A 21,945-nucleotide genomic window follows, 5' to 3' on the forward strand; every position below is an offset into this window, starting at 1 on the left:
GCTTGCCAGCGAAGGCGTCCGATCTGTCGCGACAAGGATCAAGATTGCTTTCGCCGGCAAGCCGGCTCCTACAGGGGGTCAGCTGAACCGGTGCAGATATTCGACCTGTTCGCGATGCGCCACTTCCTGCACCACCGGCCGCAACCGCACCTGCGCCCCCGGCAGACACTGCGCCAGCCGCGCCAGCGCCAACGGCGTCAACGCCCCCAATCGCGGATAACCGCCAATGGTCTGCCGATCATTGAGCAGCACAATCGGCTGCCCGTCCGGTGGCACCTGGACCGCGCCCAATGGAATGCCTTCGGAAATCATCGGTTTGCCCTGGTACTGCAACGCCGTGCCCAACAGGCGAATGCCCATCCGGTCGGCTCGGCTGTCGAGGGTCCAATTAGTGTTGAAAGCATCGAACAGGCTTTGCCCGCTGAACTCGCCGATCTGTGCGCCAAGGACCAGATCCAGAGGTGCATTCAGGGTCAGATCGGGTTGCTGGTCCGCCGTGAGCTCACGCAGCAACATCAGCGAATTGCCCGAATAGCGCAAACTCGCGCCGTTGCTCAGCGCACGGCCCATGCCATCCAGTCCACCGAGTTCTTCACGGACCACCGTCGCGCTGCTGCCCAACACCTTTGGCGCGTCAAACCCACCCGGCGCCGCCAGATAGGCGCGAGCGCCGAGCAACGGCTGGGTGAATTGCAAGCGCTGACCCTTGAGCAGCCGGAAACTGCGCCAAGGCGCCAAAACCTCGCCATCCACCCGCGCCCCCAAATCCGCACCGGCCAGCGCCAGCACGCAATCGTCTTCGGCCACTACAGTGAATCCGCCGAGGGTGATCTCGATCACCGCCGCGTCCAGCCCGTTACCCAACAGCCAGTTGGCCCAGGACATCGAACGCCAATCGGCCGCACCGCCCTGGGTCACGCCCAAATGCCGCACACCGAATCGACCGGCATCCTGCAACAGGCACAACGGCGTGCTCGTCTCAATCGTCAAACCGCTCATGCCAAGGCCTCCTGCGGTGTGTCATCACCGCCCAGGTTGATGAACTCGGCATGGCCGATCGCTTCGAACCGCACGGTATCGCCCGGTTGCATCAGGCTGTAGCCGTCACGATTTCGATCAAACAATTTGGCTGGTGTACGACCGATCAGGTTCCAGCCACCCGGCGATACCACCGGATAGGCGGCCGTCTGCCGTTCGGCGATACCGACACTGCCCGCCGCGACTTTCTTGCGGGGTGTGTTCAGGCGCGGCGCGGCGAGCACTTCTTCCACCAGGCCCATGAAAGCAAATCCCGGGGCAAACCCCAGCGCGAACACTTGATATTCATGCGCGCTGTGGCGGCGGATCACCTCCTCTATCGGCAGCCCGCTGCTTTGCGACAGCAGGCTCAATTCCGGGCCGACGCTCAAGTCGTACCACACCGGCAATACATGGCAGGTGCCACGAGTGCGCGCATTGGGCGTGAGGTCGATCAACGCTTCGGCAATCAACTCCCGTGCCTGGTTCGGGCTCAACGCGGTCAGGTCGTAATGCACCATCAACGTTGTGTAGGACGGCACCAGGTCGATCAAATGCTCAGCGAACGCCGCGCGCAGGCTTTCACTCGCGGCGAGCATCCACGGCATGTTGGCTTCGGCGATCTCGTCGAACAGACGCACCATCAGGCAATCGAGGGCGACCACTTCTACCCGCAGTTTCATGATGCGGTCTGCCGGTTCAGGGCTTCACGGATGTGTTGCACGGCGGCGACCGAGTGGGCGTTGTCGCCGTGTACGCAGAGGGTGTTGGCCTGCAAATGCAACGCGCTGCCGTCAATCGCGGTGAGCGGGTCGCCGCGGGCAATCGTCAGCGCCTGTTCGATGATGTGCTCCGGATCGTGATGCACGGCGCCCGGCGTTTGTCGCGAAACCAGCCTGCCGGCGCTGTCGTAGGCGCGGTCGGCAAAGGCTTCGAACCACAGGGTCACGCCGTACTCGTCGCCCAACTGCTGGGCGGCGCTGTTGTCTTTGGTCGCCATCAACATCAGCGGCAGGCTGCGGTCGTAGGACGCCACGGCTTGCAGCACCGCACGCAATTGGGCCGGGTTGGCCATCATGTCGTTGTACATCGCGCCATGAGGTTTGACGTAGCTCACCCGCCCACCCTGAGCGCGGCAGATGCCATCGAGTGCGCCGATCTGGTAGTGCAGAATGTCTTGAAGTTCCTGGGTGGCATAGGCCATGGAGCGACGGCCGAAACCGACCAGATCCTGATAGGCCGGATGCGCGCCGATCTGCACGCCATGGCTGAGAGCCAGGCTGACGGTCTTGCGCATGATGCTCGGGTCGCCGGCATGGAAACCGCAAGCGATGTTGGCGCAATCGATGAAGGGCATGACCTCGGCGTCCAGACCCATGGTCCAGCTGCCGAAGCTCTCGCCGATGTCGCAGTTCAGTAGCAGGCGGCTCACGATGAACACTCCTGTAGGCTTTATTCTTTTTAGCTGCGGGACATTTCTGATCCCGCAGGTTATCAGTTACTGCGCATCCAGTTGTTTGCCACGGGTTTCCGGCAGGCTCAGGGCCGCGAGGATCACCACGCCGTAGGACACCGCCGCAAAGGCACCGATGCCTACACTCAACGGAACGGTCTGGCTGAGCAGACCGATCAGCAGCGGAAACAACGCCGCCAGCGCACGGCCGATGTTGTAGCAAAAACCCTGGCCCGAACCGCGAATCCGGGTAGGGAACAACTCGGTCAGGAACGCGCCCATGCCGCTGAAAATCCCCGAGGCGAAGAAGCCCAACGGGAAGCCCAGCCACAGCATCACGCCGTTGCTGACCGACAGTTGCGTGTACAGCAGGACGATGGTGAAGGAACCGACCGCGAACAGGATGAAGTTCTTTTTTCGTCCGAGGATGTCAGTCAAATAAGCGCTGATGACATAGCCGACGTAGGAACCGATGATCACCATCGCCAGATAACCGCCGGTGCCGAGTACGCTCAACCCGCGTTCGTTCTTCAGAAAAGTCGGCAGCCAGGACGTGATGGCGTAGTAGCCGCCCAATGCACCGGTAGTCAGCAGCGAAGCGCGAATGGTGGTGAACAGCATGTCGGGGGCGAAGATCTCGTAGAACTTCGACGGATTGCTCGGCTCCTGTTTAGCCTTGGCCTCACGGTAGATTTCCGGGTCTTTCACCAACCGGCGAACGAAAATCACGAAAATCGCCGGCACGATGCCAAGGAGGAACAGTGCACGCCAGGCGTCTTCCGGCGGCAATACCGAGAACAGCAGCGCATACAGAATTGCCGTCAGGCCCCAGCCCAGCGCCCACCCGGATTGCACCATGCCCACAGCCTTGCCGCGGTCCTTGGCACGAATGACTTCGCCGATCAGCACTGCACCGGCCGTCCACTCGCCACCGAAACCAAAGCCCATCAACGTGCGCGCAATCAGCAGTTGCTCGTAGTTTTGCGCGAAGCCGCAGAGGAAGGTGAAGAAGGCAAACCACAACACCGTCAGTTGCAAGGTGCGAACACGACCGATGCGGTCGGAGAGAATCCCCGCTACCCAGCCACCGATGGCCGAGGCGATCAGGGTGCTGGTATGAATCAGCCCGGCCTGCCCGGTGGTGATGCCCCACATCGCAATCAGGGTCGGCACCACGAAGCTGAGCATTTGAGTGTCCATGCCATCCAGGCCATAGCCGATCTTGCAGCTCCAGAAGGTGCGACGTTCTTGCTGATTGATGTTTCGATACCAGTCGAAAGGTCCCGGCCGGGCCGTTGCTTTCGGGATGGCGGTGCTGTCGGGCGCACTCATGGCAAATCTCCGCGCTGATTTTATTGGTATTGTTCTGAGCCCCGACGACGCCTATCGTGGGAACCGGATGCGCCGATTTTTGGTCGCACACCCCTGCTGCGTCCAACTAATAAAAACCCGCCTTAGCCATAAGAAATCTTTATCCCATGAACCTGAAGTTTCTCGAGACCTTCGTCTGGGTCGCCCGACTCAAGAGCTTTCGCCTCACGGCCGACAAGCTCTTCACCACCCAGGCGTCGATTTCCAGCCGTATTGCCGTGCTGGAAAGCGAGCTGGGGGTGAAGCTGTTTCTGCGTGATTCGCGCGGCGTCAGCCTGACGCCCGAAGGCTTGAAAGTGCTCGACTATGCCGAGCAGATGATGGACACCATGCAGGCGCTCAAACAATCGATCGAAACCCGTTCGAGCAAGGCCGGACGTGTGCGCATCGGTGTGATGGACACCGTGATCCACACCTGGCTCAGCCCCTTGGTGGCGCAGATGACTGATCACTACCCGCGGGTGGAAATCGAGCTGGTGGCCGATACCTCGCTCAACCTCTGCGATCAGCTGCAAAAAGGCTTTCTCGATGTGATCCTGCAAACCGACCTGCTGCGTCATGAGAGCGTGCGCAGCCTGGAACTGGCGAGCCACCCGATGGGCTGGATCGTTGCCAGCAATTCCATCTACAACCGTGAGTATTCAGGCATCGCCGATCTGGCGAACGAACGGATCATCACCTATTCGAAAAACTCCCATCCGCATCAGGAAGTGCTCAGCCTGATGCAAGCCAATGGCGTGATGGCGCCTCGATTGAACTGCGTGAATTCGGTGTCGGCGATTACCCGCTTGTTACGCGACGGCTTTGGCATCGGCGCGTTGCCACCGGTGCTGGTGGCCGAAGAACTGGCGCGCGGCGAATTGACCTTGCTCGACATCGAACAACGTCCGCCGAACTTGCAGGTTGTGGTGTCGTGGCGGGTGGGCGTGGAGTGGGTCGAAGAGATTGTGGCGTTGTGTCAGCAGGTGCTGGAGGGGTATGCGCGGAAGGTGGGTGAGGGCTACATCGTTTTAAATCGCTGAAGATCAAAAGATCGCAGCCTTCGGCAGCTCCTACAGATGAGCGCGCTGCCGAAGGCTGCGATCTTTTCTTACAAACCGCGCAAATCCCGTTCTTCAATCGGCCGGCTCTGGCGCAGGCGTTTGCCGCCCAGCACCACCCAGTCGATCAGACGGAACAGGCATTCAATCCCGAACGACAGCAGCAACGCGCCGCTCATGCCCCAGATCATCGCCTCAGGCGTCAGCAGGATCTGATAGCTGTAGCCATTCCAGGTTTCCTTGCGAATGTCCGGATCGGCGGCCAGCACCACTTGCAGGAAGCGGATGTACCACGGGCCTTGCATCGCCTGAAACTGCTTGTCCAGCGCCACCTGGCGGGTCAACAGGTTGCTCAGGCTGTCGGCATCGCTGCGAAAGATCGGGTCTTCACTGGCGCGATAATGGGCAACCAAGGCCTGCATATCGCCCTTGAAAAACTGATTGGCGGTGCCCTGAAACCCACTCAGGCTGGTTTGCGCCTCAATCAGATGCGCCTCGACCCGCTTGGCATAATCGTTGATGAACCCCGGCACCTGGACACCGATCAACAGGCCCGCCGCAAACAACACCAGTCGTAGATAACTGAGCAACATGGGGAACAATCCTTAAAGGGTCTGGCCCTGGCTGACGCATTCGCCGCGTCGCCACAGGCTCCATTGACCCGGTTCGTAACGGGTCCAGGTTTCGTTTTCGGTCAACGGCTCGGTGGCGATCACGGTGACCACGTCATTGGGTGTGGTTTCGGCCTGAAAATCGACGATCACGTCGACATCTTTCAAGCGCGCCGGACCGAATGGAGCACGCCGGGTGATCTGTGCCAGCTTGGTAGAGCAGTAGCAGAACAGCCAGTCGCCATCACTGAGCAGGCAGTTGAACACGCCTTTGCTGCGGTATTCGGCGCAAGCGGCCACCAGGTCCGGCAGCAGCGCTTCGACCTCAACCGGTTCAGGGAACGCCGCCCGCACGCGGTTGAGCAAATCACAGAACGCCGCCTCGCTGTCGGTATCACCGACGGGGCGGTAGAAACTGGCCGTTGGCTGAAAGTCTGCCAATTGGCCGTTATGCGCGAAACACCAATTGCGTCCCCACAGTTCACGGACAAACGGATGGGTGTTGGACAGGCAAACCTTGCCGACGTTGGCCTGGCGGATGTGCCCGATGACCACTTCACTCTTGATCGGATAACGCTGCACCAGGTTGGCGACTTCCGACTCGCTGCTCGCGGCCGGGTCCTGGAACAGGCGCAGCCCGCGACCTTCATAGAAAGCGATACCCCAGCCATCACGATGCGGGCCAGTGCGCCCGCCGCGCTGCATCAGCCCGGTGAAGCTGAAGACAATATCGGTCGGGACATTGGCGCTCATGCCCAATAACTCACACATGCTCGGGATTCTCGCTCAATGACAGGGCCGGGGTTACAGACGGGGTTCGACGCGCATCCGCTGGGGATTGCTCGGCACAGGCGGACGACCGTAGCGATCATCGCCAGCACCGCCGAAAGGATGATCCTCCCCCGACTCGTCGGCACGGGCAGCCGCTTTGGCGGCGGCAGCCTGCTCCTTGCGAGCGCTGGAGGCACGTTCGATAGGGAAGCGGATCGCCACCATCACCAGATAGAGACCAAAGGCGATCATGCCGTACATGAACAGATCGGAAATCGCCCGCCAGGCGTTGTTGCCGACCTTGAACAACAGGTCCAGGGCGGTAATGGCGATGGCCGGTGCAACTTTATCCTTCACCGGGTCAATGATGGTCGGGCTGAACAGCAGCACCACCACCAGCAGCCGCAGCGGCTCGCGCAGCCAACGCCACATCCAGTGGGTAATGCGCATCCACACCAACAGGCAGCCCAAAGCGGCAAAGGCGTAGAGGCCCCAAGCGATCAGATAGTCGTTCTCGGTCATGGTGTCCATGGCAAGGCAGGCAAAGAGGCGCTTATGATAACGGCTTTTCGCCCATCAGGCTGCATCAATGCCTGACAGTTAAGCCGGCCCGCTCCCACAGGTTGCCAAGCCCCCTATTCCGTACTGTTCGAGAGTCCTTCATGCCTCTATCCGCCAACATTCACGACGCCCCGATCGCCCACAGGGCTGAAGGTCCCGACCCGTATGCCTGGCTGCAAGAACGCGACACCGCGGCCGTGCTCGATTACCTCAAGGCTGAAAACAGCTATCAGGAAGCACAAACCGCCGATCAGGCCGGGTTGCGCGAAACGCTGTTCGAGGAAATCAAAGGCCGGATTCTCGAGACGGACCTGTCCCTGCCTTCGCCGTGGGGACCGTATCTGTATTACACGCGCACCACGGCAGGCGACGAATATGCCCGACACTACCGCTGCCCGCGTCCGGCCGATGACAGCCTGACCCTCGACGAAAACCAGGAACAACTGCTGCTGGACCCGAACGTGCTGGCCAACGGCGGCTTCTTTTCCCTTGGCGCGTTCAGCATCAGCCCGGACCATCAGCGTCTGGCCTACAGCATCGACGCCACGGGTGATGAGATTTACACGCTGTTCGTGAAGGAACTGTCCGACGGGCGTGTCAGCGAACTGGAGTTCCAGGATTGCGACGGCAGCATGACCTGGGCCAACGACAGCCTGACGCTGTTTTTCGGTGAACTGGACGACACTCACCGCCCGCACAAGCTGTACCGCTACCGTCTGGACGGCACGGCGGCCGAAGAAGTGTTCCATGAGCCGGACGGGCGCTTCTTCATGCATTGCTACCGCTCAAGCTCCGAACAGCAATTGCTGCTGTCCGTGGGCAGCAAGACCACCAGTGAAGCCTGGGTCCTCGACGCCAACCAGCCACAGCAAGCCTTTACCTGCATCGCACCACGGGTCGAGGATCATGAATATGACGTCGACCACGGTATGCTCGATGGTCAATGGACCTGGTTCATTCGCACCAACCGCGACGGCATCAACTTTGCCCTGTACACGGCTGTCGATACCGGCAGTGCGCCGTTCGAGGCCGACTGGCAAAGCCTGATTGCCCACAGCGACAGCGTGATGATCGACGGTATCAGCCTGAACACCGGCGCCATGACCCTGAGCCTGCGGATCGGCGGCCTGCCGGTGATTGAAGTTCACCCACAAGGTTTGTCGCCCTATCGCGTGCAATTGCCGGACGCGGCCTACAGCCTGCACGTGCAAAACAGCCTGGAGTTCGTCAGCGACCGGATTCGCCTGCGCTACGAAGCGTTGAACCGTCCGGCGCAAATCCGCCAGCTTGAACTGGCGACCGGCGAGCAGAAAGTCCTCAAGCAAACCCCGGTGCTTGGCCCGTTCGATGCCGATGCCTATGTCAGCCAGCGCCTGTGGGCGACCGCGCCGGACGGTACCCAAGTGCCGATCAGCCTGGTGATCAAGCGCGAAAACCTCGGCAAACCGGTTCCACTGTATTTGTATGGTTACGGCGCCTACGGCGAGAGCCTCGACCCTTGGTTCTCCCACGCACGCCTGAGCCTGTTGGATCGCGGCATGGCGTTTGCCATTGCGCACGTGCGCGGCGGTGGCGAACTGGGGGAAGCCTGGTATCGCGCCGGCAAGCAGGAGCACAAGCACAACACGTTCAGCGACTTCATTGCCTGTGCCGAACACCTGATCGCCAATGGCTTCACCACCGCGCCACAACTGGCGATCAGCGGCGGCAGCGCTGGTGGACTGCTGATCGGCGCGGTACTCAACCAACGGCCGGAGCTGTTTGGTGCGGCCATTGCCGAAGTACCGTTCGTCGACGTGCTCAATACCATGCTCGACCCGGACCTGCCGTTGACCGTGACGGAATACGACGAGTGGGGTAATCCTGAAGAGCCGGACGTCTATGATCGGATCAAGGCCTATGCCCCGTACGAAAACGTCACCGCACAAGCCTATCCGGCGACGCTGGTCATTGCCGGCTACAACGATAGCCGCGTTCAATACTGGGAAGCGGCCAAATGGGTGGCGAAGTTGCGCGCGAGCAAAACCGACAACAATCCCCTGCTGCTAAAGACTGAACTCGGTGCCGGGCATGGCGGGATGAGCGGGCGTTATCAGGGATTGCGTGACGTAGCACTCGAATACGCCTTTTTGTTCAAGGTTTTGGGTATTGCCTGAGGAACTTGGGCCGATGAACCGGTCTTAATTCCGCACACCGAATGCCGATACAACACCTGCTCGCTTCCACAGGGGATTTACGGTGATTTCAAATTCGAGTCGGCAACACACACAAAAGACCATGACGACATGTCAGAACCAACCTTTCTAAACAACGAAATTCGCGACTGGCTGATGGACTGCGGCCTGTTCAATCAACTGCTGCCAGCGGACTTTGCCGCAGCATCGGGCTATTTCAGCATCAGCACCATTGCCCAGGGCGAACAGATTTTCCAGGAGGGCGATGCCGGCAGCTTCATGTGCATCATCCACACCGGCCAGGTCTCGGTGCAGAAAACCACCGCTGACGGGCAACGAGTAACCATCGCTACATTGCGCAGCGGTCGCTCGTTCGGCGAAATGGCCGTCCTCGACGGCGAACGGCGCTCGGCCAGTTGCGTGGCGGCGAGCAATTGTCAGCTGCTCAATCTGGGTAAGGACTCGCTGGAAAAAATGCTCAATGACGCACCGAAAATCGCTGCCAAGATCATCCGCGCCCTCGCCGTTTCGCTGTCCAAACGCTTGCGCATGGCCGATGGGCAACTGCTCTCCCAGCAGGTCTAACCGCCCGGTGGCTTGGGTTTCGGTGGGTTAGGCTCCAGCCCCGGCAGTGGCTGGTCCTTGGTCGGCGGGCTCGGCTTGTTGATGGGCACCAACGGCGGACCGCTGCTACCCGGGCCGACCCTGGGCAATGGCGCCGGGCTGATTTGCGGATAGGGCGTGGGCGTCGCGGTACCCGGTGAGCCGGGCATCGCAGCGGGACTGATGGGCGTGGCCTGCAACGGTTGGGCCTGTGCTGCAGTTATCGCGAGCGCGGCCAGGGCAATGACCGTTAGAATGGTGCGCTTCATCAATGGCTCCGTTAGCCTTGTTGTCATAAACAGGCTACTCCCAACTGCGTCTGTTTGCCCCTTCGAGTTCTGCCAATTTTCTTCAAGTGAGCCCCATGAAACGTTTCGTTCTGCTCGACACCACCCCCATCCCGGAAAACGGCGGAGCCCTGTGCCTGTTCGAATACGGTGAGGATTTCGTCATCAAGATCCAGGGCGGTGACGGCGGGCAATTGATGAACACCCGCATGCACGGCTCCGAGGATGCCCTGGCCGAGATCCCTTGCCGCAAGGTCGCCGGTCGGCCGAGTTCACGTGTATTGATCGGTGGCCTGGGCATGGGCTTCACCCTCGCCTCGGCCCTCAAGCACCTGGGCAAGACCGCCGAAGTGGTGGTCGCTGAGCTGGTCCCTGGCGTTGTGGAGTGGAACCGTGGTCCGCTCGGCGAGAAAGCGGGAAACCCGCTTCAAGACCCGCGCACCGTGATCCGCATGGAAGACGTGGCCAAGGTCCTGCAAGCCGAGCCGCAGGGTTTCGATGCGATCATGCTCGATGTCGACAACGGCCCCGAAGGCCTGACCCAGAAAGCCAACAGCTGGCTGTATTCCGCCGGCGGCCTGAGCGCCTGTGCCAAAGCCCTGCGCCCCAAAGGCGTGCTGGCGGTCTGGTCGGCCAGTGCAGACCGGCAGTTTTCCGACAAACTGAAAAAAGCCGGGTTCAAGGCCGAGGAAGTGCAGGTCTTCGCCCACGGCAACAAAGGCACTCGCCATACCATCTGGATTGCCGAGAAGCTCAAGGGCTGAGCTAAACTGGCTGCATAACCGTCATTAGTCTTTCTACAAAGGTGAACCCATGAGTTCGTCCACCCCAACCAACACGTCGAAACTGGACCGCATCCTCGCCGACAACCAGCGCGACAAGGAAATGGGTTACCGCGACAAGGCCCTGAAAATGTACCCGCACGTGTGCGGCCGCTGCGCCCGTGAGTTCTCCGGCAAGCGCCTGAGCGAACTGACCGTGCATCACCGCGACCACAATCACGACAACAACCCGCAGGACGGTTCGAACTGGGAGCTGTTGTGCCTGTACTGTCACGACAACGAACACTCGCGCTACACAGACCAACAGTATTTCGATGAAGGCTCGCTGAGCACACCGAAAATCGCCAAGGCGACACATAACCCGTTTGCGGCGCTGGCTGGCCTGATGAAGAAAGACGACTGAAAATCCTCAGCGCCTGGAATGGCCCCATCGCGGGCAAGCCCGCTCCCACAGTGATTGATGGTGACCACAAATGTGGTGTACACCACAGCACCCTGTGGGAGCGGGCTTGCCCGCGATTTCGATAGCCCGGCCACCACCAATCTCAAACTGAACACCCCTGCCCCATTCCCCGTATAATCGCGATTTTTTCCCGAAAGGCACCCCGCTCGTGGCAGACAAACGGTACAGCTGCATTGGTTTGTATAACCCCAAATCACCGGAGAACGTCGGTTCGGTGATGCGCGCCGCTGGCTGTTATGGCGTGGCGTCGGTGTTCTACACCGGCAAACGCTATGAACGCGCCGCCGATTTCGTCACCGATACCAAGCGTGTCCACTACGACATCCCGCTGATCGGCATCGACGACCTGAAAAAAATCCTGCCGCTGAACTGCGTGCCGGTCGCCGTGGAGCTGGTCGAGGGCGCCCGCCCGCTGCCGGAGTACACCCACCCGGACCGCGCGCTGTACATCTTCGGTCCTGAAGACGGTTCGCTGGATCAAGAGATTCGCGACTGGTGCGAAGACGTGGTCTACATCCCGACCACCGGTTGCATGAACCTGGCTGCCACGGTCAACGTCGTGCTTTATGACCGCATGGCCAAAGGGCTCAACACCCGCTCGGGGCCAAAATTCCGCTGAGCCACCGCACATTCGATGGAACAAGCGACAGGCCCCGGCAGTCAGCTTAACTATCGAGACTGAAGCTGCCCTTCCCTGCCTGGAGATAGATCATGAGCGAACTCAAACGCGTCGAGCGTATCGAATCCACACCGTTCCAGACTCCTTCCGAACAGAACGTCCAGGGCTGGGAGCGCATCGGCTCGATAGCGGGTGGCGTGGTGATGGTGGGCAAGGGCCTGCGTCGCGGCGGGATCTTTGGTTTGATTCAAGTGGCCATCGGCGGTGTTGCCCTGGCCCGTGGTATCACCGGCCACAGTTCGGCAAAAAGCCTGCTGGAGAAAAGCCGACAGGACATGGACAACGTACGGGCGAAAATCCAGCGGGCGGGTGAAGAGCTGAAGACGCTGAAGGCCAATGCCGAGGCAGCAACCAAAACCGCGACGGTTACGGGCAATGATTCATTGAATTCGCCAAAAACCGGCGTTTGATGATTCAAAGTAAAAGATCGCAGCCTGCGGCAGCTCGTGTGTGCGCGCCCTGCAGGAGCTGCCGCAGGCTGCGATCTTTTGATCCCTACTGAAGCAACCCGGTATCAAGGACCTTCGAAGCGTCGCCAATAACACTCTCCGACAGCTGCACAAACGCCTTGGTATCGATGCTCTCCAGCCGTATCGCCGCGCGCAACACATCATCCAGCGAGCGCTTGTTGCGCGTCTTCAGGCGAATCTCGCGATCCAGTTCCTGCAGCATCACCACCGCCCTGGCTACCTGCGCCGGGCTGGCCTGCTCACCGCGCAAGGTCGTGACCTTCTCGCCGCTCTTGAGCAGTTTTTCATGCAGGCTCTCGAACCGCTCATCGCTCATCCCTCCCGCCCGACGCACCCACTCAATCGCGTAATACTCGGCAAGTCCTTCACTGATCCAGTCACTGCGCTGTTTGTCGTTGATTCGCCCGAACACCTGGGCCAGCTCCCGCACCAACGCACTGGTGCCGCTTTCACTGACCAGCGGCAGACGACTGTTAAGGTAGATCGACTCGTGCCCGGCCAGGCTGCCGCGCCACATGGGATCGCTGGCGCCAACAATCAGCAGCTTGGCGGGATGATGAGGGAACACGGCTTGCACTTGTGGCCAGACGAACGTCAACAGCGTCAGCACATCCATTCGGCGCATGCCCTGCCCCTGCGGGGAGCTGACCGTGACTTCCGTTTCCCCCAGACGCGTACGGCGACTGCCCAAGTGGCCAGCGAGCATCCAGCCTGTGGGTCTATCGAACAGTCGGGATGGGTTATCGATACGGAATTTGTTTTTGCCAATCCGCGGCCACGCAGTTTCGACGCTCTTCCAGCCGCCGGGCAGCTCGAACTCAAGACGTGACACCAATTCGACGCCGTCCTGCTGATCGAGCCGGGCGGCGGGCACCAGATCGTCGCCGCGCATCAATGCCCAGTTCGGCGTCATGCGCGTATCGAAACTGCCGCTCTTGCGGCCATGGCTAATGCGAACGCGATAGGTCAGGCTGGCCTTGTCGGCGGCGGGTCTCCAGAGACCGCGAGCCTGCTTGCCGGGGCTCAGTTGCCATTGTCCGTCAGCCTTGAAATCGCTGTAGTGACTGCCGTCGCCAAGGTCGAAATCCAGACTGCGCACCGCTGCCCCCTGGGCCAGGGTCAGACGCACTTCGGCCTGGTCGCTTTGCGGCAACAGGCGCACGTGATAATCCAGATCAACCTTCTGAGCCGCCCACACGGGCGAGCCCAGGGCCAGACACCCAACCGTCAACGCCAGCCGCCATCCCACAGCCATACACACTCCTTCGTGAAACGTCAGATCCGTGGGCGATCAGCCTGCCCGGAAAATCAGATGTTCTTCCCAATCATCTTCCGGCACGCTGCCTTCGGCGAGCATGCGCCCTGACTGGGAAATGCGTTCGTGGTGCACCGCGTCGCGATCACCGCACACCAGGTGATGCCACAGCGGCAGGTCCTTGCCTTCGCTGACCAGGCGATAGCCGCAGGTCGGCGGCAGCCACTTGAACTCATCAGCCTTGCCCGGAGTGAGCTGGATACAGTCCGGCACCGAATCACGACGATTCGGGTAGTCGGTGCACTGGCAGGTTTTCAGGTCCAGCAGTTTGCAGGCAATGCGCGTGTAATAGACGCTGTTGTCATCTTCGTCTTCCAGCTTTTGCAGGCAGCACAGGCCACAACCATCGCACAGCGATTCCCATTCCTCCTGATCAAGTTGATCGAGGGTTTTGCGTATCCAGAACGGTTCTACTTTGGCAGCCATGGTTCGAGCGTCGACATCAGGTGGTGAAAAGGCCGCCAGTCTAGTGCCCGCAGGCCTTGCGGCCAAGCATTGGCGACTGCCGGTAGAACGTGCTTGTCAGTTTTAGCGCCGCCAAGTAGGGTTTTGCGTCGCCCACACCTTCAAACGTAGCAAGGAATCTATTGATGAGTGCCAACCCACGCGTTGCCGAGTACGCCATTCACCCGCAGTTCACCGATCGTTGGTCGCCCCGCGCCTTCACCGGTGAAGCCATTTGCGAAGAAACTCTGCTGAGCTTTTTCGAAGCCGCGCGCTGGGCGCCGTCGGCGTACAACTCGCAGCCATGGCGGTTTCTCTATGCGCGTCGCGATACACCGAACTGGGAGCGTTACCTGGGCCTGCTCAACGAGTTCAACCGCAGCTGGGCGCAGCATGCCTCGGCATTGGTGATCGTGATCTCGAAAACCACCTTTACCGCACCTGGCGCCACCGAAGAAACCCCGGCGCTGTGGCACACCTTCGACACCGGTTCGGCCTGGGGTCATCTGGCGCTGCAAGCGAGCATCAGCGGCTGGCACACCCACGGCATGGCCGGTTTCGATCAGGAGCTGACCCGCAAAGAACTGAACATTCCTGAAGGCTACGCACTGCACGCGGCCGTGGCCGTTGGCAAGCTGGGCGACAAGGCCAGCCTGGCGGAATACCTGCAGGCCCGTGAAGCGCCGAGCCCGCGCCGTCCGTTGAGCGAATTGGCAGCGGAAGGTGAATTCACCCTCTAACCCACACGGCAAAACCCTGTAGGAGCGAGCCTGCTCGCGATGAGGCCGTGTCAGTCAAAGTACATGTGAATGACACACCGCTATCGCGAGCAGGCTCACTCCCACAGGGGTGAGTGGTGGTTCAATACCCGCGATTGAAATCCACTTCCCCGCGCAACGCCTCGCCCGCCTGATACGCCCGCAGGTTTTCGACAAACAACTGCACCATCATCGACGGCGATGTCGGCGCGGAACTGTGGCCGGTCAGCAGTAATCCCCAGGCCGTCCAGAACGGATGGCGCTGCGGCAACGGCTCCTGACGGCACACGTCAATCACCGCCCCCGCCAGATGCCCTTCCTTCAGCGCTTCAACCAGGTCCGCGTCGACCACCGCCACGCCGCGTCCGACATTGATGAACAACCCCGTCGGCTTGAATTGCTTGAACAGCGCGGCATCGTAAATGTCGTGGGTGTCCGCCGTGTTGGGCAGCAGGTTGACCACGAAATCCATTTCACCGACCAGACGCGGCAGATCCGCCAGCGAACCGACTTCGACAAACGGTGCCTGCTCGCGAGCGCTGCTGGCGATTCCGTACAACTCGACGCCAAACGGTACGAGGAATTTCGCAACGGTCTGTCCGATGTCACCGGTACCGACAATCAACACCTTGCGCCCCGCCAGGCTCTGGCCATGGCGACTGTCCCACTTGCGCTCGACCTGGCTGACCAGCCGCGCCAGTACTTCACGCTCATGCCCGAGCATGTACGTGAGCACGTATTCAGCCATGACCTGCCCGAAGATCCCCACCGCGCGGGACAAACGATAGTGTCGCGGCAAACCGTCGGCCAGCAGCGGCGTGATGCCCGCCCAGGTCGATTGCAGCCATTGCGGCTGGTGGCCCTGACGCAACAGCGTCGCCAACAGATCAGGCTGACCGAGCCAGACCGGGCAATCGGCGGCCTGGGCGGCCAATTCAGCAGAGTCGCCGCTGGTCAGCACTTCCAGATCGGGCGCAGCCTCGCGCAACAACCGGGCGTACACGGGGTGGTCGTGTTCAGCAATCAGAACGCGCATGCTTCAAACCTTTCCAAAGCGGAGCGGACGACCGCCGGTGGAGTATCGCTCCATCGATGCGGTCATCGCCAAAATCAATCAGTGTTTCATCGCGGCCCTGAACCGAGCCTGTCTGGCGCTTACATCGGGTCGTTGCGACGCAGCAACTCTTCCGGCAAGTGCTCGATGTACTCGTCTTCAGCCGGCGGCATTTGCAGGTGATAACCCTGCTTATCGAGGTTTTCCAGCACGATCGTGATGTCTTCGCGCGACAGTTTGCGCTCGGGGCTCAGCACCAGGTCAAAGGCATGGATAGCTTTGCCGAAGGCGGCCATCAGCGTTTCCGGGACGCGCTCCAGAGCATCGCTCTTGAGCACATACAGGTACATTTCGTTTCTCTTGGTGCTGCGGTAGATCGAACAAATACGTTTCAAGGCTGTTCTCCGGCGGTGGCCAGGCTGTCGAGCAGCGCCTGGCCCATCAACTCGCGGCGCCAGCCACGCAGCGAATCAGGCAATTGGTAGGGACCATTGGGGAAGCCGCTCTTGAGCAGCGCTTCCAGGGTTTTCTTGCGCAGCATCAGTTCCGGCGCAATGCTCAGGCGCTCGGCCTCAGCCTGGCCGATGGCTTTCATTTGCTTGAGCAACACGGCGGCGTCCACCGGCAATGGCTCCGGCACGGCTGGCGGCCATTGATCAGGCGACACACTGCCAGAGCGCTTGATCAGATCAAGCAGAAACTCACCGTCCTGACGCACGGTACGCGGGTGCATGTCTTCGATTTTCGCCAATGCGCCAAGGTTGTCCGGCTGCGTGCGCGCCAGCGGCCACAGCGAATGCTCGCGGATAATGCGGTTGCGCGGCAGGTCACGGGCGCGGGCTTCTTTCTCGCGCCAGGCGCAGAGCTCACGCAATACGACGAGTTGGGCGCGGGACAGCTTCCAGGCCAGCTTGGCGTCGCGATAGACCTCGTAAGGGTCGATCTCGCGGCGCAGGTTGGCCACCAGTTCGGCGCCGTCTTCCAGGACCCAGGCGTACTTATCGTCCGAAAGCTTCGGGCGCAACTGTACGAAAACTTCCGCCAAGTGCACGGCATCTTCGGCGGCATAGCTGATTTGGGTCTCGGACAGCGGACGTTGCAGCCAGTCGGAACGGGTTTCGCCCTTGGGCAGGTCGATGCCGAGCACTTCCTGCACCAACCGCGAGTAACCCATGGAGAAACCCAGGTTCAGGTAAGCGGCGGCCAGTTGCGTATCGAACAACGACGCCGGCAGGCTGCCGGTCAGGCGCAGCAAGACTTCGAGGTCTTCGCTGCACGCATGCACGACTTTGACCACGGCGGGATTTTCCAGCAACGCGGCCAGGGGCTTCCAGTCATTAATGGTCAGCGGATCAATCAGGTAAGCGCGTTGGCCGTCACCGATCTGCAGCAGGCCGGCAATCGGGTAGAAGGTGTCGACCCGCATGAATTCGGTGTCGAGGGCAACGAATGGCAGCTGTTGCCACTCGGTACAAAACCGACCGAGGCTATCGTTGTCGCGAATCCAGTGAATATCGATGGCCACACGGCTCTCCCTTGAAGAATGGCGCGCAGTATATATCGCCCCCGGCGATTTCCGCGCATCCACTGAACAAGAGGCTTAGCAAAAATGCCTGGTTTTCAGAAGAATAGTCCGTTGAGCTTGGATTAACTTGCCTTGCGACGCTGGTAACGCGAGTTTGTTTGAAGGTCACGTGAAAGCGCTGACGCCTCATTTGCCAGCCAATACGCCATCGATCACCGCCCCCCGACACCCGGCAAACATGTCCAGACTCTGGTTGTAGACCTTACTGTTGACCTCCAGCAGCCCCAGCACCGAATGAAACAGGTTGTCCTGGCTCAAGGGTTTTTCACGACTCAATTGCAGGCAATGGGTGTCCACAGAGAACGATTTTTGATAGCTGTCGGAGAACCAGGCCAGCATCGCCACATGTTTCTGTTGCTCCGGTGCCAACATGTAAGGCGTGCCATGGAGGAACAGGTTGTATTCGCCCAGGGATTCTCCGTGGTCCGACAGATAAAGCATGGCTGTATCGACCTTTTCCTGATTATTGCGCAGTAAATCGATCAGGGTCGACAACACATGATCGGTATACACCAGCGTATTGTCATAGCCGTTAATAATACTTTCGCGACTGCAATTGTTCAGCGCGTTGCTTTCACAGACAGGAGTAAAGCGTTCGTACTCTTTCGGGTAACGCTTGAAATACTCCGGACCGTGACTGCCCATCTGATGCAATACCAGCACAGTGTCTTTATCCAGAGTGTCGATAAAGTGCTGCAGCCCTTGCAGCAGAATTTCGTCGCGGCATTCACTGTTGGCGCACAGACTCGGGTCTTTGAGATTACTCACATCCTGAAGGGTGACGCGATCGCAGGTGCCTTTGCAGCCGGACTGATTGTCCCGCCAGATCACATCCAGTCCGGCATGCTTGAGCACATCCAACAAACCTTCTTCGTTCTTTGCCTTGCTCGCGCTGTAATCCTTGCGGCCCATGTTGGAGAACATGCAAGGAACCGATACAGCGGTTTCAGTGCCACACGAGGTCACATCGGTAAAAGCGATCAGCCCAGGTTCTTTATCAAGTTTTGGCGTGGTATCACGGTCATAGCCGAGGATGCCAAAGTTCTCCGCGCGGGCACTTTCGCCTACCACCAGGACCGTCAGGGATTTACGACCATGGGTTTGCCAGCCTGGGTTTAACTGAGCGTCTTCGCCGATTTTCACAAACGGTTGCTGCGCTGACGCCACCCGCTCACCCAAATACCTGACCGTTGCGCCAATGTAATTGCTTGGCACCACCATCAAACGCAACTCATGATGATTGCGAAACAGCGAAGCAAGACCTTGGTAGTTAATCAGTGCAACGCCACCAATGACGGCGGCGGACACTAACGTCACTAACCCTTTACTCAGCAACTCGCGATGCCAGCGACGATAAACAACCGGTGTTCTCCACAACAACAACGATGGCAGGACGCCGAGAAAAACAACATAGACAAACAATTGGACTGATACCAAGTCACGCACTTCCGTGGCATTGGTCTCTGCAAAATTACGCAACATACCAGCGTCGATCAGAACGCCATATTGGCCCATAAAGTAAGCCACGCCAGCACTGATCATGAAAAGCAGCGTCAGGACGGGCTTCAGCAACGGCCGAAAAGCCAGCAGCGTCAATAGAATATTGAACGCTGCAAAAATCATCACCCCGAACGCCACGAACAGAGTGATACCTTTGCTATCTGGCGTGGCGATATCGAAAAGATGCCCCCAGAGTACAGAGTTGAATGCAATTAATAAAAAAGCACTGGCACTCAGCGTCACCCATTCCGGGCGCACGGCTTTAAACTTCAACATGATGATTCGCTGTCCCTGAAAAGGAATGACTGCGGTAAATGTGAAAATTCCATTCACCCAGACAACACTAATTTTAAGCAGCCAACCATCAATTTTTTGTGAAAAATAAGATAACGATTAGTTCACGTCAGCCATTAAGCCAAACCTGCCAAGTATTTGAGAATTGTTCAGCTTTTGTTCAGATCTGACTTAAATAACCTGCGTTTGATCGCTCGCGACCGCCCTCTGAATGTCAGCACTATTTAATTTCCAGATTCCCTCTCGGACTTTCTGATTTGCGGCCTTCAGGCTTGGCGCGCCTAATCGGGACTGGCGCTACACCTGCCCCAATCACTGACTTCGGAATCACCTATGAAAACCACCGGTTTCGCCGCTGCCCACGTTGGCATGCTGCTTTGGGCCTTGCTGGTCGCCGCTTCGTTTTCTGCGGCGGCACAGGTCAGCCAGGCCATCGACCCGATCTTGCTGACCGGATTACGACTGCTGCTGTGCGCCACGGTGTTTTTGCCGCTGCTGTTGCTCAAAGGCGATATCGCCATGACCGCCCGCGGATTGCTCGGGCATTGCGCACTCGGTTTGCTGCTGGCGCTGTATTTCGGTTCGCTGTTCGAGGCGCTGCGCTATACCTCGGCGGTCAACACTGGAACCCTGTTTACGCTCGTACCATTGCTGACCCTGCTTTTCGAAGCCGTGCTGACGCCTGACAGCAGCCTGAAGCAACGGATCTTGCCCATGCTGATTGCCGCTACCGGGGCCGCGCTACTGATCATGAAGGGCAACGGTCCGGACGAACTGCCATCGCTGTACGCATTGACGGTGTATGGCATCGGCTGCCTGGCGATGGCGTTCTATGCGCCGCTTAGCCAACGACTCAAAGGAAGTAGCCTCAAGGGCCGAGGACCGGTGGCGATGACGTTCTGGAACATGTTGTTCGGCGCATTGTTTCTGCTGGTGTTCTGTGGGTTCAGCGGCGGTTGGCGCTCGGCGTCATTGCTGACTGCCCATGATTTTTTCTGGCTGATCTATCTGGCGCTGTTTGCGACGCTGGCGACCTTCTGGTTGCTGCACCGTGCAATCGGTGTGATCGCCCCCTCTTCAGTGATTTCCTACATTTACCTGAGCACGCTGTTCATCACCCTGTTTCACTGGTTATGGGGGCGCCAGGCGCCACTGCCCTTGGAGGTTACCGGCGCCGCATTGGTGGGCATCGGCATGTTGGCACTGTTGAAATCCAGCCGCAGAACCGTGCCGGTCACGGTACAAGGCTGACACCAATACCCATGAAACGTCCCACAAGGCATTCTCCTGACTCCTCCGCTCCGCTAGGATCAATTCCCACAGCTTGCGCACGTTCTGCGCCAGTAGCACTGCGAGACAGAATGGATGCTGAACAGTAATTTGCTCAGAAAGCTCGATATGCAGGACCTCATGGTGTTCGTTGCCGTGTTCGAGCGAAACAACGTAACCGATGTATCCGAGCGGCTTTGCGTCAGCCAGTCCACGGTGAGTTATTGCCTGAAAAAACTGCGCAACTGCTTTGAGGACGAACTGTTCATCAATTCCCGCGCCGGTATGCAGCCGACGGACAAGGCCGGCACGATGTACCCTCACATTCTGAAGATCCTCGACAGCATCAACCAATGTCATGCAGGCTCGCCGATGTTCGACCCGACCTTGCAATCGGTGACGTTCAATCTCTGTGCACCGGAATACTTCGAACAGTTAATCCTGCCGCACTTGTTGAAACGTTTTGCGCTCGCCGATCTTCCGGTGACGGTCAACATGCACAAGTTCGAAGCCGAGATTCCTGTCGACGCCTTGCGCGATGGCAGTCTTGATCTGGTGATTTGCTTCGGCCCGAATTTTCATCGTGACCACGCAGGCCTCAAATCATGGACACTGCTCAAGGACGATCTGGTATGCGTCTTCGACAAACACGCTACACCGCTGGAGCCACGTTTAAACCTGCCGGCCTACGTCGAGCGTCGACATGTGTTTCCGACACCCTGGACGTCCGCCACCAACATGGTCGATGGCTGGCTCGCGCAACAGGGCAAAAAACGTCAAATCGTCGCGCGCGCCAACAGCTACAGCGCAGCGCTCAAGATGATCGCCGGCACTGACTTCATCCTGACCTTGCCTCGGCGCATCCAGCAGTTACTTGCCGCCGAAGCGGCATTCAATCACTGCGAAGTACCCGATGGTTTGCCGGGGTTCAGCCTCGAACTGCAGTGGAGCCAACACCTTGATCAGGACGGCGCCAACCGGTGGCTACGCGAACAAGTGATCCTGGCCTGTACGGAACAGGAAGTCGCCTGAGTCTCAGTTGTTAATGGCCGTCTTGCTGTAGGACTCGCGATCGATATCGAGTATCTCCACACATAGCTGGACTTCGATGCCTGCTGGCCATTCGCACAGGTCCTGCACTACAGCCAGTAAGCTTTCCGACAACTGCTGTTTGATCTGCGCGGAACGGCCGCTCAACAGCGCAAGCTTCACATGCACAAACGCCCGCTCCGCCAAAGCCGTTCCGACCTTGAATGTCTCGACCTTCACTGCACGACTCTTGATGTCGAACTCGACACCGAATTGACCAGAAGCCACCAGCGTATTGTTCAGCCGCATCAACGCTACGTCGGCATTCAGTTCAGGCAAGTTGGCGGTGTATTCCATGTGCAGGTGAGGCATGACATTGATCCTGATGGTGGGTGGAAAGATCCTACATATATCA

The 21,945-nt window shown here is 59.2% G+C and carries 25 protein-coding genes; 10 read left to right on the top strand and 15 right to left on the bottom strand.

Annotation, left to right across the window (positions count from 1 at the left end; all coding sequences use genetic code 11):
• Window positions 1–78: 78 nt before the first annotated feature.
• The 4 genes from CKW15_RS11870 to CKW15_RS11885 form a co-directional block, all read right to left on the bottom strand.
• Window positions 79–999 carry a biotin-dependent carboxyltransferase family protein gene (locus CKW15_RS11870; protein ID WP_095060657.1) on the bottom strand — a complete coding sequence of 307 codons (921 nt, stop codon included), beginning with the start codon at window positions 997–999 and terminating at the stop codon, window positions 79–81.
• Entirely contained in the window at window positions 996–1,700 is a 705-nt protein-coding gene (locus CKW15_RS11875; RefSeq protein WP_095060656.1) for an allophanate hydrolase subunit 1, read from the bottom strand. Before CKW15_RS11875 ends, CKW15_RS11870 begins: the two co-directional genes overlap by 4 nt.
• A complete protein-coding gene (locus CKW15_RS11880) occupies window positions 1,697–2,449 on the bottom strand; it encodes a 5-oxoprolinase subunit PxpA (RefSeq protein WP_095060655.1) in 753 nt (250 codons plus the stop codon). The genes CKW15_RS11875 and CKW15_RS11880 overlap by 4 nt, the downstream gene beginning before the upstream one ends.
• Window positions 2,450–2,515: 66 nt before the next feature.
• Complete coding sequence (locus tag CKW15_RS11885) at window positions 2,516–3,802, bottom strand: MFS transporter (protein ID WP_095060653.1); 1,287 nt, start codon at window positions 3,800–3,802, stop codon at window positions 2,516–2,518.
• 146 nt (window positions 3,803–3,948) lie between these two features.
• Here CKW15_RS11885 and CKW15_RS11890 point away from each other — a divergent pair, with 146 nt between their 5' ends.
• Window positions 3,949–4,863: a LysR family transcriptional regulator gene (locus tag CKW15_RS11890; RefSeq protein ID WP_095060651.1), complete on the top strand. Its 915-nt coding sequence runs from the start codon at window positions 3,949–3,951 to the stop codon at window positions 4,861–4,863.
• Window positions 4,864–4,931: 68 nt separating this feature from the next.
• Here CKW15_RS11890 and CKW15_RS11895 read toward each other — a convergent pair whose 3' ends face one another.
• From CKW15_RS11895 to CKW15_RS11905, 3 genes are read right to left on the bottom strand one after another with little or no spacing between them, the layout of a single operon-like run.
• Window positions 4,932–5,474: a DUF2937 family protein gene (locus CKW15_RS11895; protein ID WP_095060649.1), complete on the bottom strand. Its 543-nt coding sequence runs from the start codon at window positions 5,472–5,474 to the stop codon at window positions 4,932–4,934.
• Window positions 5,475–5,486: 12 nt separating this feature from the next.
• The gene (locus CKW15_RS11900; RefSeq protein WP_095060647.1) at window positions 5,487–6,263 is read right to left on the bottom strand and encodes a class II glutamine amidotransferase; all 777 of its coding nucleotides are present in this window, start codon (window positions 6,261–6,263) and stop codon (window positions 5,487–5,489) included.
• 33 nt (window positions 6,264–6,296) lie between these two features.
• On the bottom strand, window positions 6,297–6,794 hold the full coding sequence (locus CKW15_RS11905; RefSeq protein ID WP_095060645.1) for an MFS transporter: 498 nt from the start codon (window positions 6,792–6,794) through the stop codon (window positions 6,297–6,299).
• 131 nt (window positions 6,795–6,925) lie between these two features.
• On the opposite strand from CKW15_RS11905, the gene CKW15_RS11910 reads away from it, so the two are divergent.
• Both CKW15_RS11910 and CKW15_RS11915 read left to right on the top strand, forming a co-directional pair.
• Window positions 6,926–8,980, top strand: a complete 2,055-nt coding sequence (locus tag CKW15_RS11910) for a S9 family peptidase (protein WP_095060644.1) — start codon at window positions 6,926–6,928, stop codon at window positions 8,978–8,980.
• Between the two features lie 129 nt (window positions 8,981–9,109).
• The gene (locus CKW15_RS11915) at window positions 9,110–9,583 is read left to right on the top strand and encodes a Crp/Fnr family transcriptional regulator (RefSeq protein ID WP_095060642.1); all 474 of its coding nucleotides are present in this window, start codon (window positions 9,110–9,112) and stop codon (window positions 9,581–9,583) included.
• Here CKW15_RS11915 and CKW15_RS11920 read toward each other — a convergent pair.
• Window positions 9,580–9,870: a hypothetical protein gene (locus tag CKW15_RS11920; RefSeq protein ID WP_095060640.1), complete on the bottom strand. Its 291-nt coding sequence runs from the start codon at window positions 9,868–9,870 to the stop codon at window positions 9,580–9,582. The genes CKW15_RS11915 and CKW15_RS11920 overlap by 4 nt on opposite strands.
• A gap of 95 nt (window positions 9,871–9,965) precedes the next feature.
• Here CKW15_RS11920 and CKW15_RS11925 point away from each other — a divergent pair, with 95 nt between their 5' ends.
• From CKW15_RS11925 to CKW15_RS11940, 4 genes are all read left to right on the top strand, one after another.
• Window positions 9,966–10,652: a spermidine synthase gene (locus tag CKW15_RS11925; RefSeq protein ID WP_095060638.1), complete on the top strand. Its 687-nt coding sequence runs from the start codon at window positions 9,966–9,968 to the stop codon at window positions 10,650–10,652.
• Between the two features lie 49 nt (window positions 10,653–10,701).
• A complete protein-coding gene (locus CKW15_RS11930; RefSeq protein ID WP_017336997.1) occupies window positions 10,702–11,073 on the top strand; it encodes a YajD family HNH nuclease in 372 nt (123 codons plus the stop codon).
• A gap of 208 nt (window positions 11,074–11,281) precedes the next feature.
• Window positions 11,282–11,752: an RNA methyltransferase gene (locus CKW15_RS11935; RefSeq protein WP_095060636.1), complete on the top strand. Its 471-nt coding sequence runs from the start codon at window positions 11,282–11,284 to the stop codon at window positions 11,750–11,752.
• Window positions 11,753–11,844: 92 nt separating this feature from the next.
• Window positions 11,845–12,222, top strand: a complete 378-nt coding sequence (locus CKW15_RS11940) for a DUF2892 domain-containing protein (protein ID WP_095060634.1) — start codon at window positions 11,845–11,847, stop codon at window positions 12,220–12,222.
• A gap of 85 nt (window positions 12,223–12,307) precedes the next feature.
• Here the strand turns inward: CKW15_RS11940 and CKW15_RS11945 are convergent, their stop codons facing one another.
• Window positions 12,308–13,537 (bottom strand): hypothetical protein, encoded by a 1,230-nt coding sequence (locus CKW15_RS11945; RefSeq protein WP_095060632.1) that lies wholly within the window; start codon window positions 13,535–13,537, stop codon window positions 12,308–12,310.
• A 36-nt stretch (window positions 13,538–13,573) separates the two neighbouring features.
• Window positions 13,574–14,023, bottom strand: coding sequence for a YcgN family cysteine cluster protein (locus CKW15_RS11950; RefSeq protein WP_095060630.1), 450 nt, complete (start codon window positions 14,021–14,023; stop codon window positions 13,574–13,576).
• Between the two features lie 164 nt (window positions 14,024–14,187).
• Here CKW15_RS11950 and CKW15_RS11955 point away from each other — a divergent pair, with 164 nt between their 5' ends.
• Window positions 14,188–14,781, top strand: coding sequence for a nitroreductase family protein (locus CKW15_RS11955; RefSeq protein WP_095060628.1), 594 nt, complete (start codon window positions 14,188–14,190; stop codon window positions 14,779–14,781).
• Window positions 14,782–14,902: 121 nt separating this feature from the next.
• On the opposite strand, the gene CKW15_RS11960 is transcribed toward CKW15_RS11955, so the two are convergent.
• From CKW15_RS11960 to CKW15_RS11975, 4 genes are all read right to left on the bottom strand, one after another.
• A complete protein-coding gene (locus tag CKW15_RS11960; protein WP_095060626.1) occupies window positions 14,903–15,835 on the bottom strand; it encodes a D-2-hydroxyacid dehydrogenase in 933 nt (310 codons plus the stop codon).
• Between the two features lie 119 nt (window positions 15,836–15,954).
• Entirely contained in the window at window positions 15,955–16,248 is a 294-nt protein-coding gene (locus CKW15_RS11965) for a YcgL domain-containing protein (protein WP_095060624.1), read from the bottom strand.
• A complete protein-coding gene (gene rnd, locus CKW15_RS11970) occupies window positions 16,245–17,378 on the bottom strand; it encodes a ribonuclease D (RefSeq protein WP_095060622.1) in 1,134 nt (377 codons plus the stop codon). Before rnd ends, CKW15_RS11965 begins: the two co-directional genes overlap by 4 nt.
• A gap of 186 nt (window positions 17,379–17,564) precedes the next feature.
• Complete coding sequence (locus CKW15_RS11975; RefSeq protein WP_095060620.1) at window positions 17,565–19,214, bottom strand: phosphoethanolamine transferase; 1,650 nt, start codon at window positions 19,212–19,214, stop codon at window positions 17,565–17,567.
• Between the two features lie 351 nt (window positions 19,215–19,565).
• Between CKW15_RS11975 and CKW15_RS11980 the strand changes: the two genes are divergently transcribed.
• Window positions 19,566–20,483, top strand: coding sequence for a DMT family transporter (locus CKW15_RS11980; protein ID WP_095060618.1), 918 nt, complete (start codon window positions 19,566–19,568; stop codon window positions 20,481–20,483).
• Window positions 20,484–20,597: 114 nt separating this feature from the next.
• Window positions 20,598–21,533: a LysR family transcriptional regulator gene (locus CKW15_RS11985; protein ID WP_095060616.1), complete on the top strand. Its 936-nt coding sequence runs from the start codon at window positions 20,598–20,600 to the stop codon at window positions 21,531–21,533.
• Between the two features lie 3 nt (window positions 21,534–21,536).
• On the opposite strand, the gene CKW15_RS11990 is transcribed toward CKW15_RS11985, so the two are convergent.
• Window positions 21,537–21,902, bottom strand: a complete 366-nt coding sequence (locus CKW15_RS11990; protein ID WP_095060614.1) for a 5-carboxymethyl-2-hydroxymuconate Delta-isomerase — start codon at window positions 21,900–21,902, stop codon at window positions 21,537–21,539.
• Between the last annotated feature and the right edge of the window lie 43 nt (window positions 21,903–21,945).

The sequence above is a fragment of the Pseudomonas sp. Irchel s3b5 genome, assembly GCF_900187435.1.
Lineage (GTDB): Bacteria > Pseudomonadota > Gammaproteobacteria > Pseudomonadales > Pseudomonadaceae > Aquipseudomonas.

Bases quoted from the DNA above. Each gene is read 5' to 3' on its own strand.
- CKW15_RS11870 (WP_095060657.1), bottom strand. From the start codon at position 999: ATGAGCGGTTTGACGATTGAGACGAGCACGCCGTTGTGCCTGTTGCAG.
- CKW15_RS11875 (WP_095060656.1), bottom strand. From the start codon at position 1,700: ATGAAACTGCGGGTAGAAGTGGTCGCCCTCGATTGCCTGATGGTGCGT.
- CKW15_RS11885 (WP_095060653.1), bottom strand. From the start codon at position 3,802: ATGAGTGCGCCCGACAGCACCGCCATCCCGAAAGCAACGGCCCGGCCG.
- CKW15_RS11890 (WP_095060651.1), top strand. From the start codon at position 3,949: ATGAACCTGAAGTTTCTCGAGACCTTCGTCTGGGTCGCCCGACTCAAG.
- CKW15_RS11895 (WP_095060649.1), bottom strand. From the start codon at position 5,474: ATGTTGCTCAGTTATCTACGACTGGTGTTGTTTGCGGCGGGCCTGTTG.
- CKW15_RS11900 (WP_095060647.1), bottom strand. From the start codon at position 6,263: ATGTGTGAGTTATTGGGCATGAGCGCCAATGTCCCGACCGATATTGTC.
- CKW15_RS11905 (WP_095060645.1), bottom strand. From the start codon at position 6,794: ATGGACACCATGACCGAGAACGACTATCTGATCGCTTGGGGCCTCTAC.
- CKW15_RS11910 (WP_095060644.1), top strand. From the start codon at position 6,926: ATGCCTCTATCCGCCAACATTCACGACGCCCCGATCGCCCACAGGGCT.
- CKW15_RS11915 (WP_095060642.1), top strand. From the start codon at position 9,110: ATGTCAGAACCAACCTTTCTAAACAACGAAATTCGCGACTGGCTGATG.
- CKW15_RS11920 (WP_095060640.1), bottom strand. From the start codon at position 9,870: ATGAAGCGCACCATTCTAACGGTCATTGCCCTGGCCGCGCTCGCGATA.
- CKW15_RS11925 (WP_095060638.1), top strand. From the start codon at position 9,966: ATGAAACGTTTCGTTCTGCTCGACACCACCCCCATCCCGGAAAACGGC.
- CKW15_RS11930 (WP_017336997.1), top strand. From the start codon at position 10,702: ATGAGTTCGTCCACCCCAACCAACACGTCGAAACTGGACCGCATCCTC.
- CKW15_RS11940 (WP_095060634.1), top strand. From the start codon at position 11,845: ATGAGCGAACTCAAACGCGTCGAGCGTATCGAATCCACACCGTTCCAG.
- CKW15_RS11945 (WP_095060632.1), bottom strand. From the start codon at position 13,537: ATGGCTGTGGGATGGCGGCTGGCGTTGACGGTTGGGTGTCTGGCCCTG.
- CKW15_RS11950 (WP_095060630.1), bottom strand. From the start codon at position 14,023: ATGGCTGCCAAAGTAGAACCGTTCTGGATACGCAAAACCCTCGATCAA.
- CKW15_RS11955 (WP_095060628.1), top strand. From the start codon at position 14,188: ATGAGTGCCAACCCACGCGTTGCCGAGTACGCCATTCACCCGCAGTTC.
- CKW15_RS11960 (WP_095060626.1), bottom strand. From the start codon at position 15,835: ATGCGCGTTCTGATTGCTGAACACGACCACCCCGTGTACGCCCGGTTG.
- CKW15_RS11975 (WP_095060620.1), bottom strand. From the start codon at position 19,214: ATGTTGAAGTTTAAAGCCGTGCGCCCGGAATGGGTGACGCTGAGTGCC.
- CKW15_RS11980 (WP_095060618.1), top strand. From the start codon at position 19,566: ATGAAAACCACCGGTTTCGCCGCTGCCCACGTTGGCATGCTGCTTTGG.
- CKW15_RS11985 (WP_095060616.1), top strand. From the start codon at position 20,598: ATGCTGAACAGTAATTTGCTCAGAAAGCTCGATATGCAGGACCTCATG.
- CKW15_RS11990 (WP_095060614.1), bottom strand. From the start codon at position 21,902: ATGCCTCACCTGCACATGGAATACACCGCCAACTTGCCTGAACTGAAT.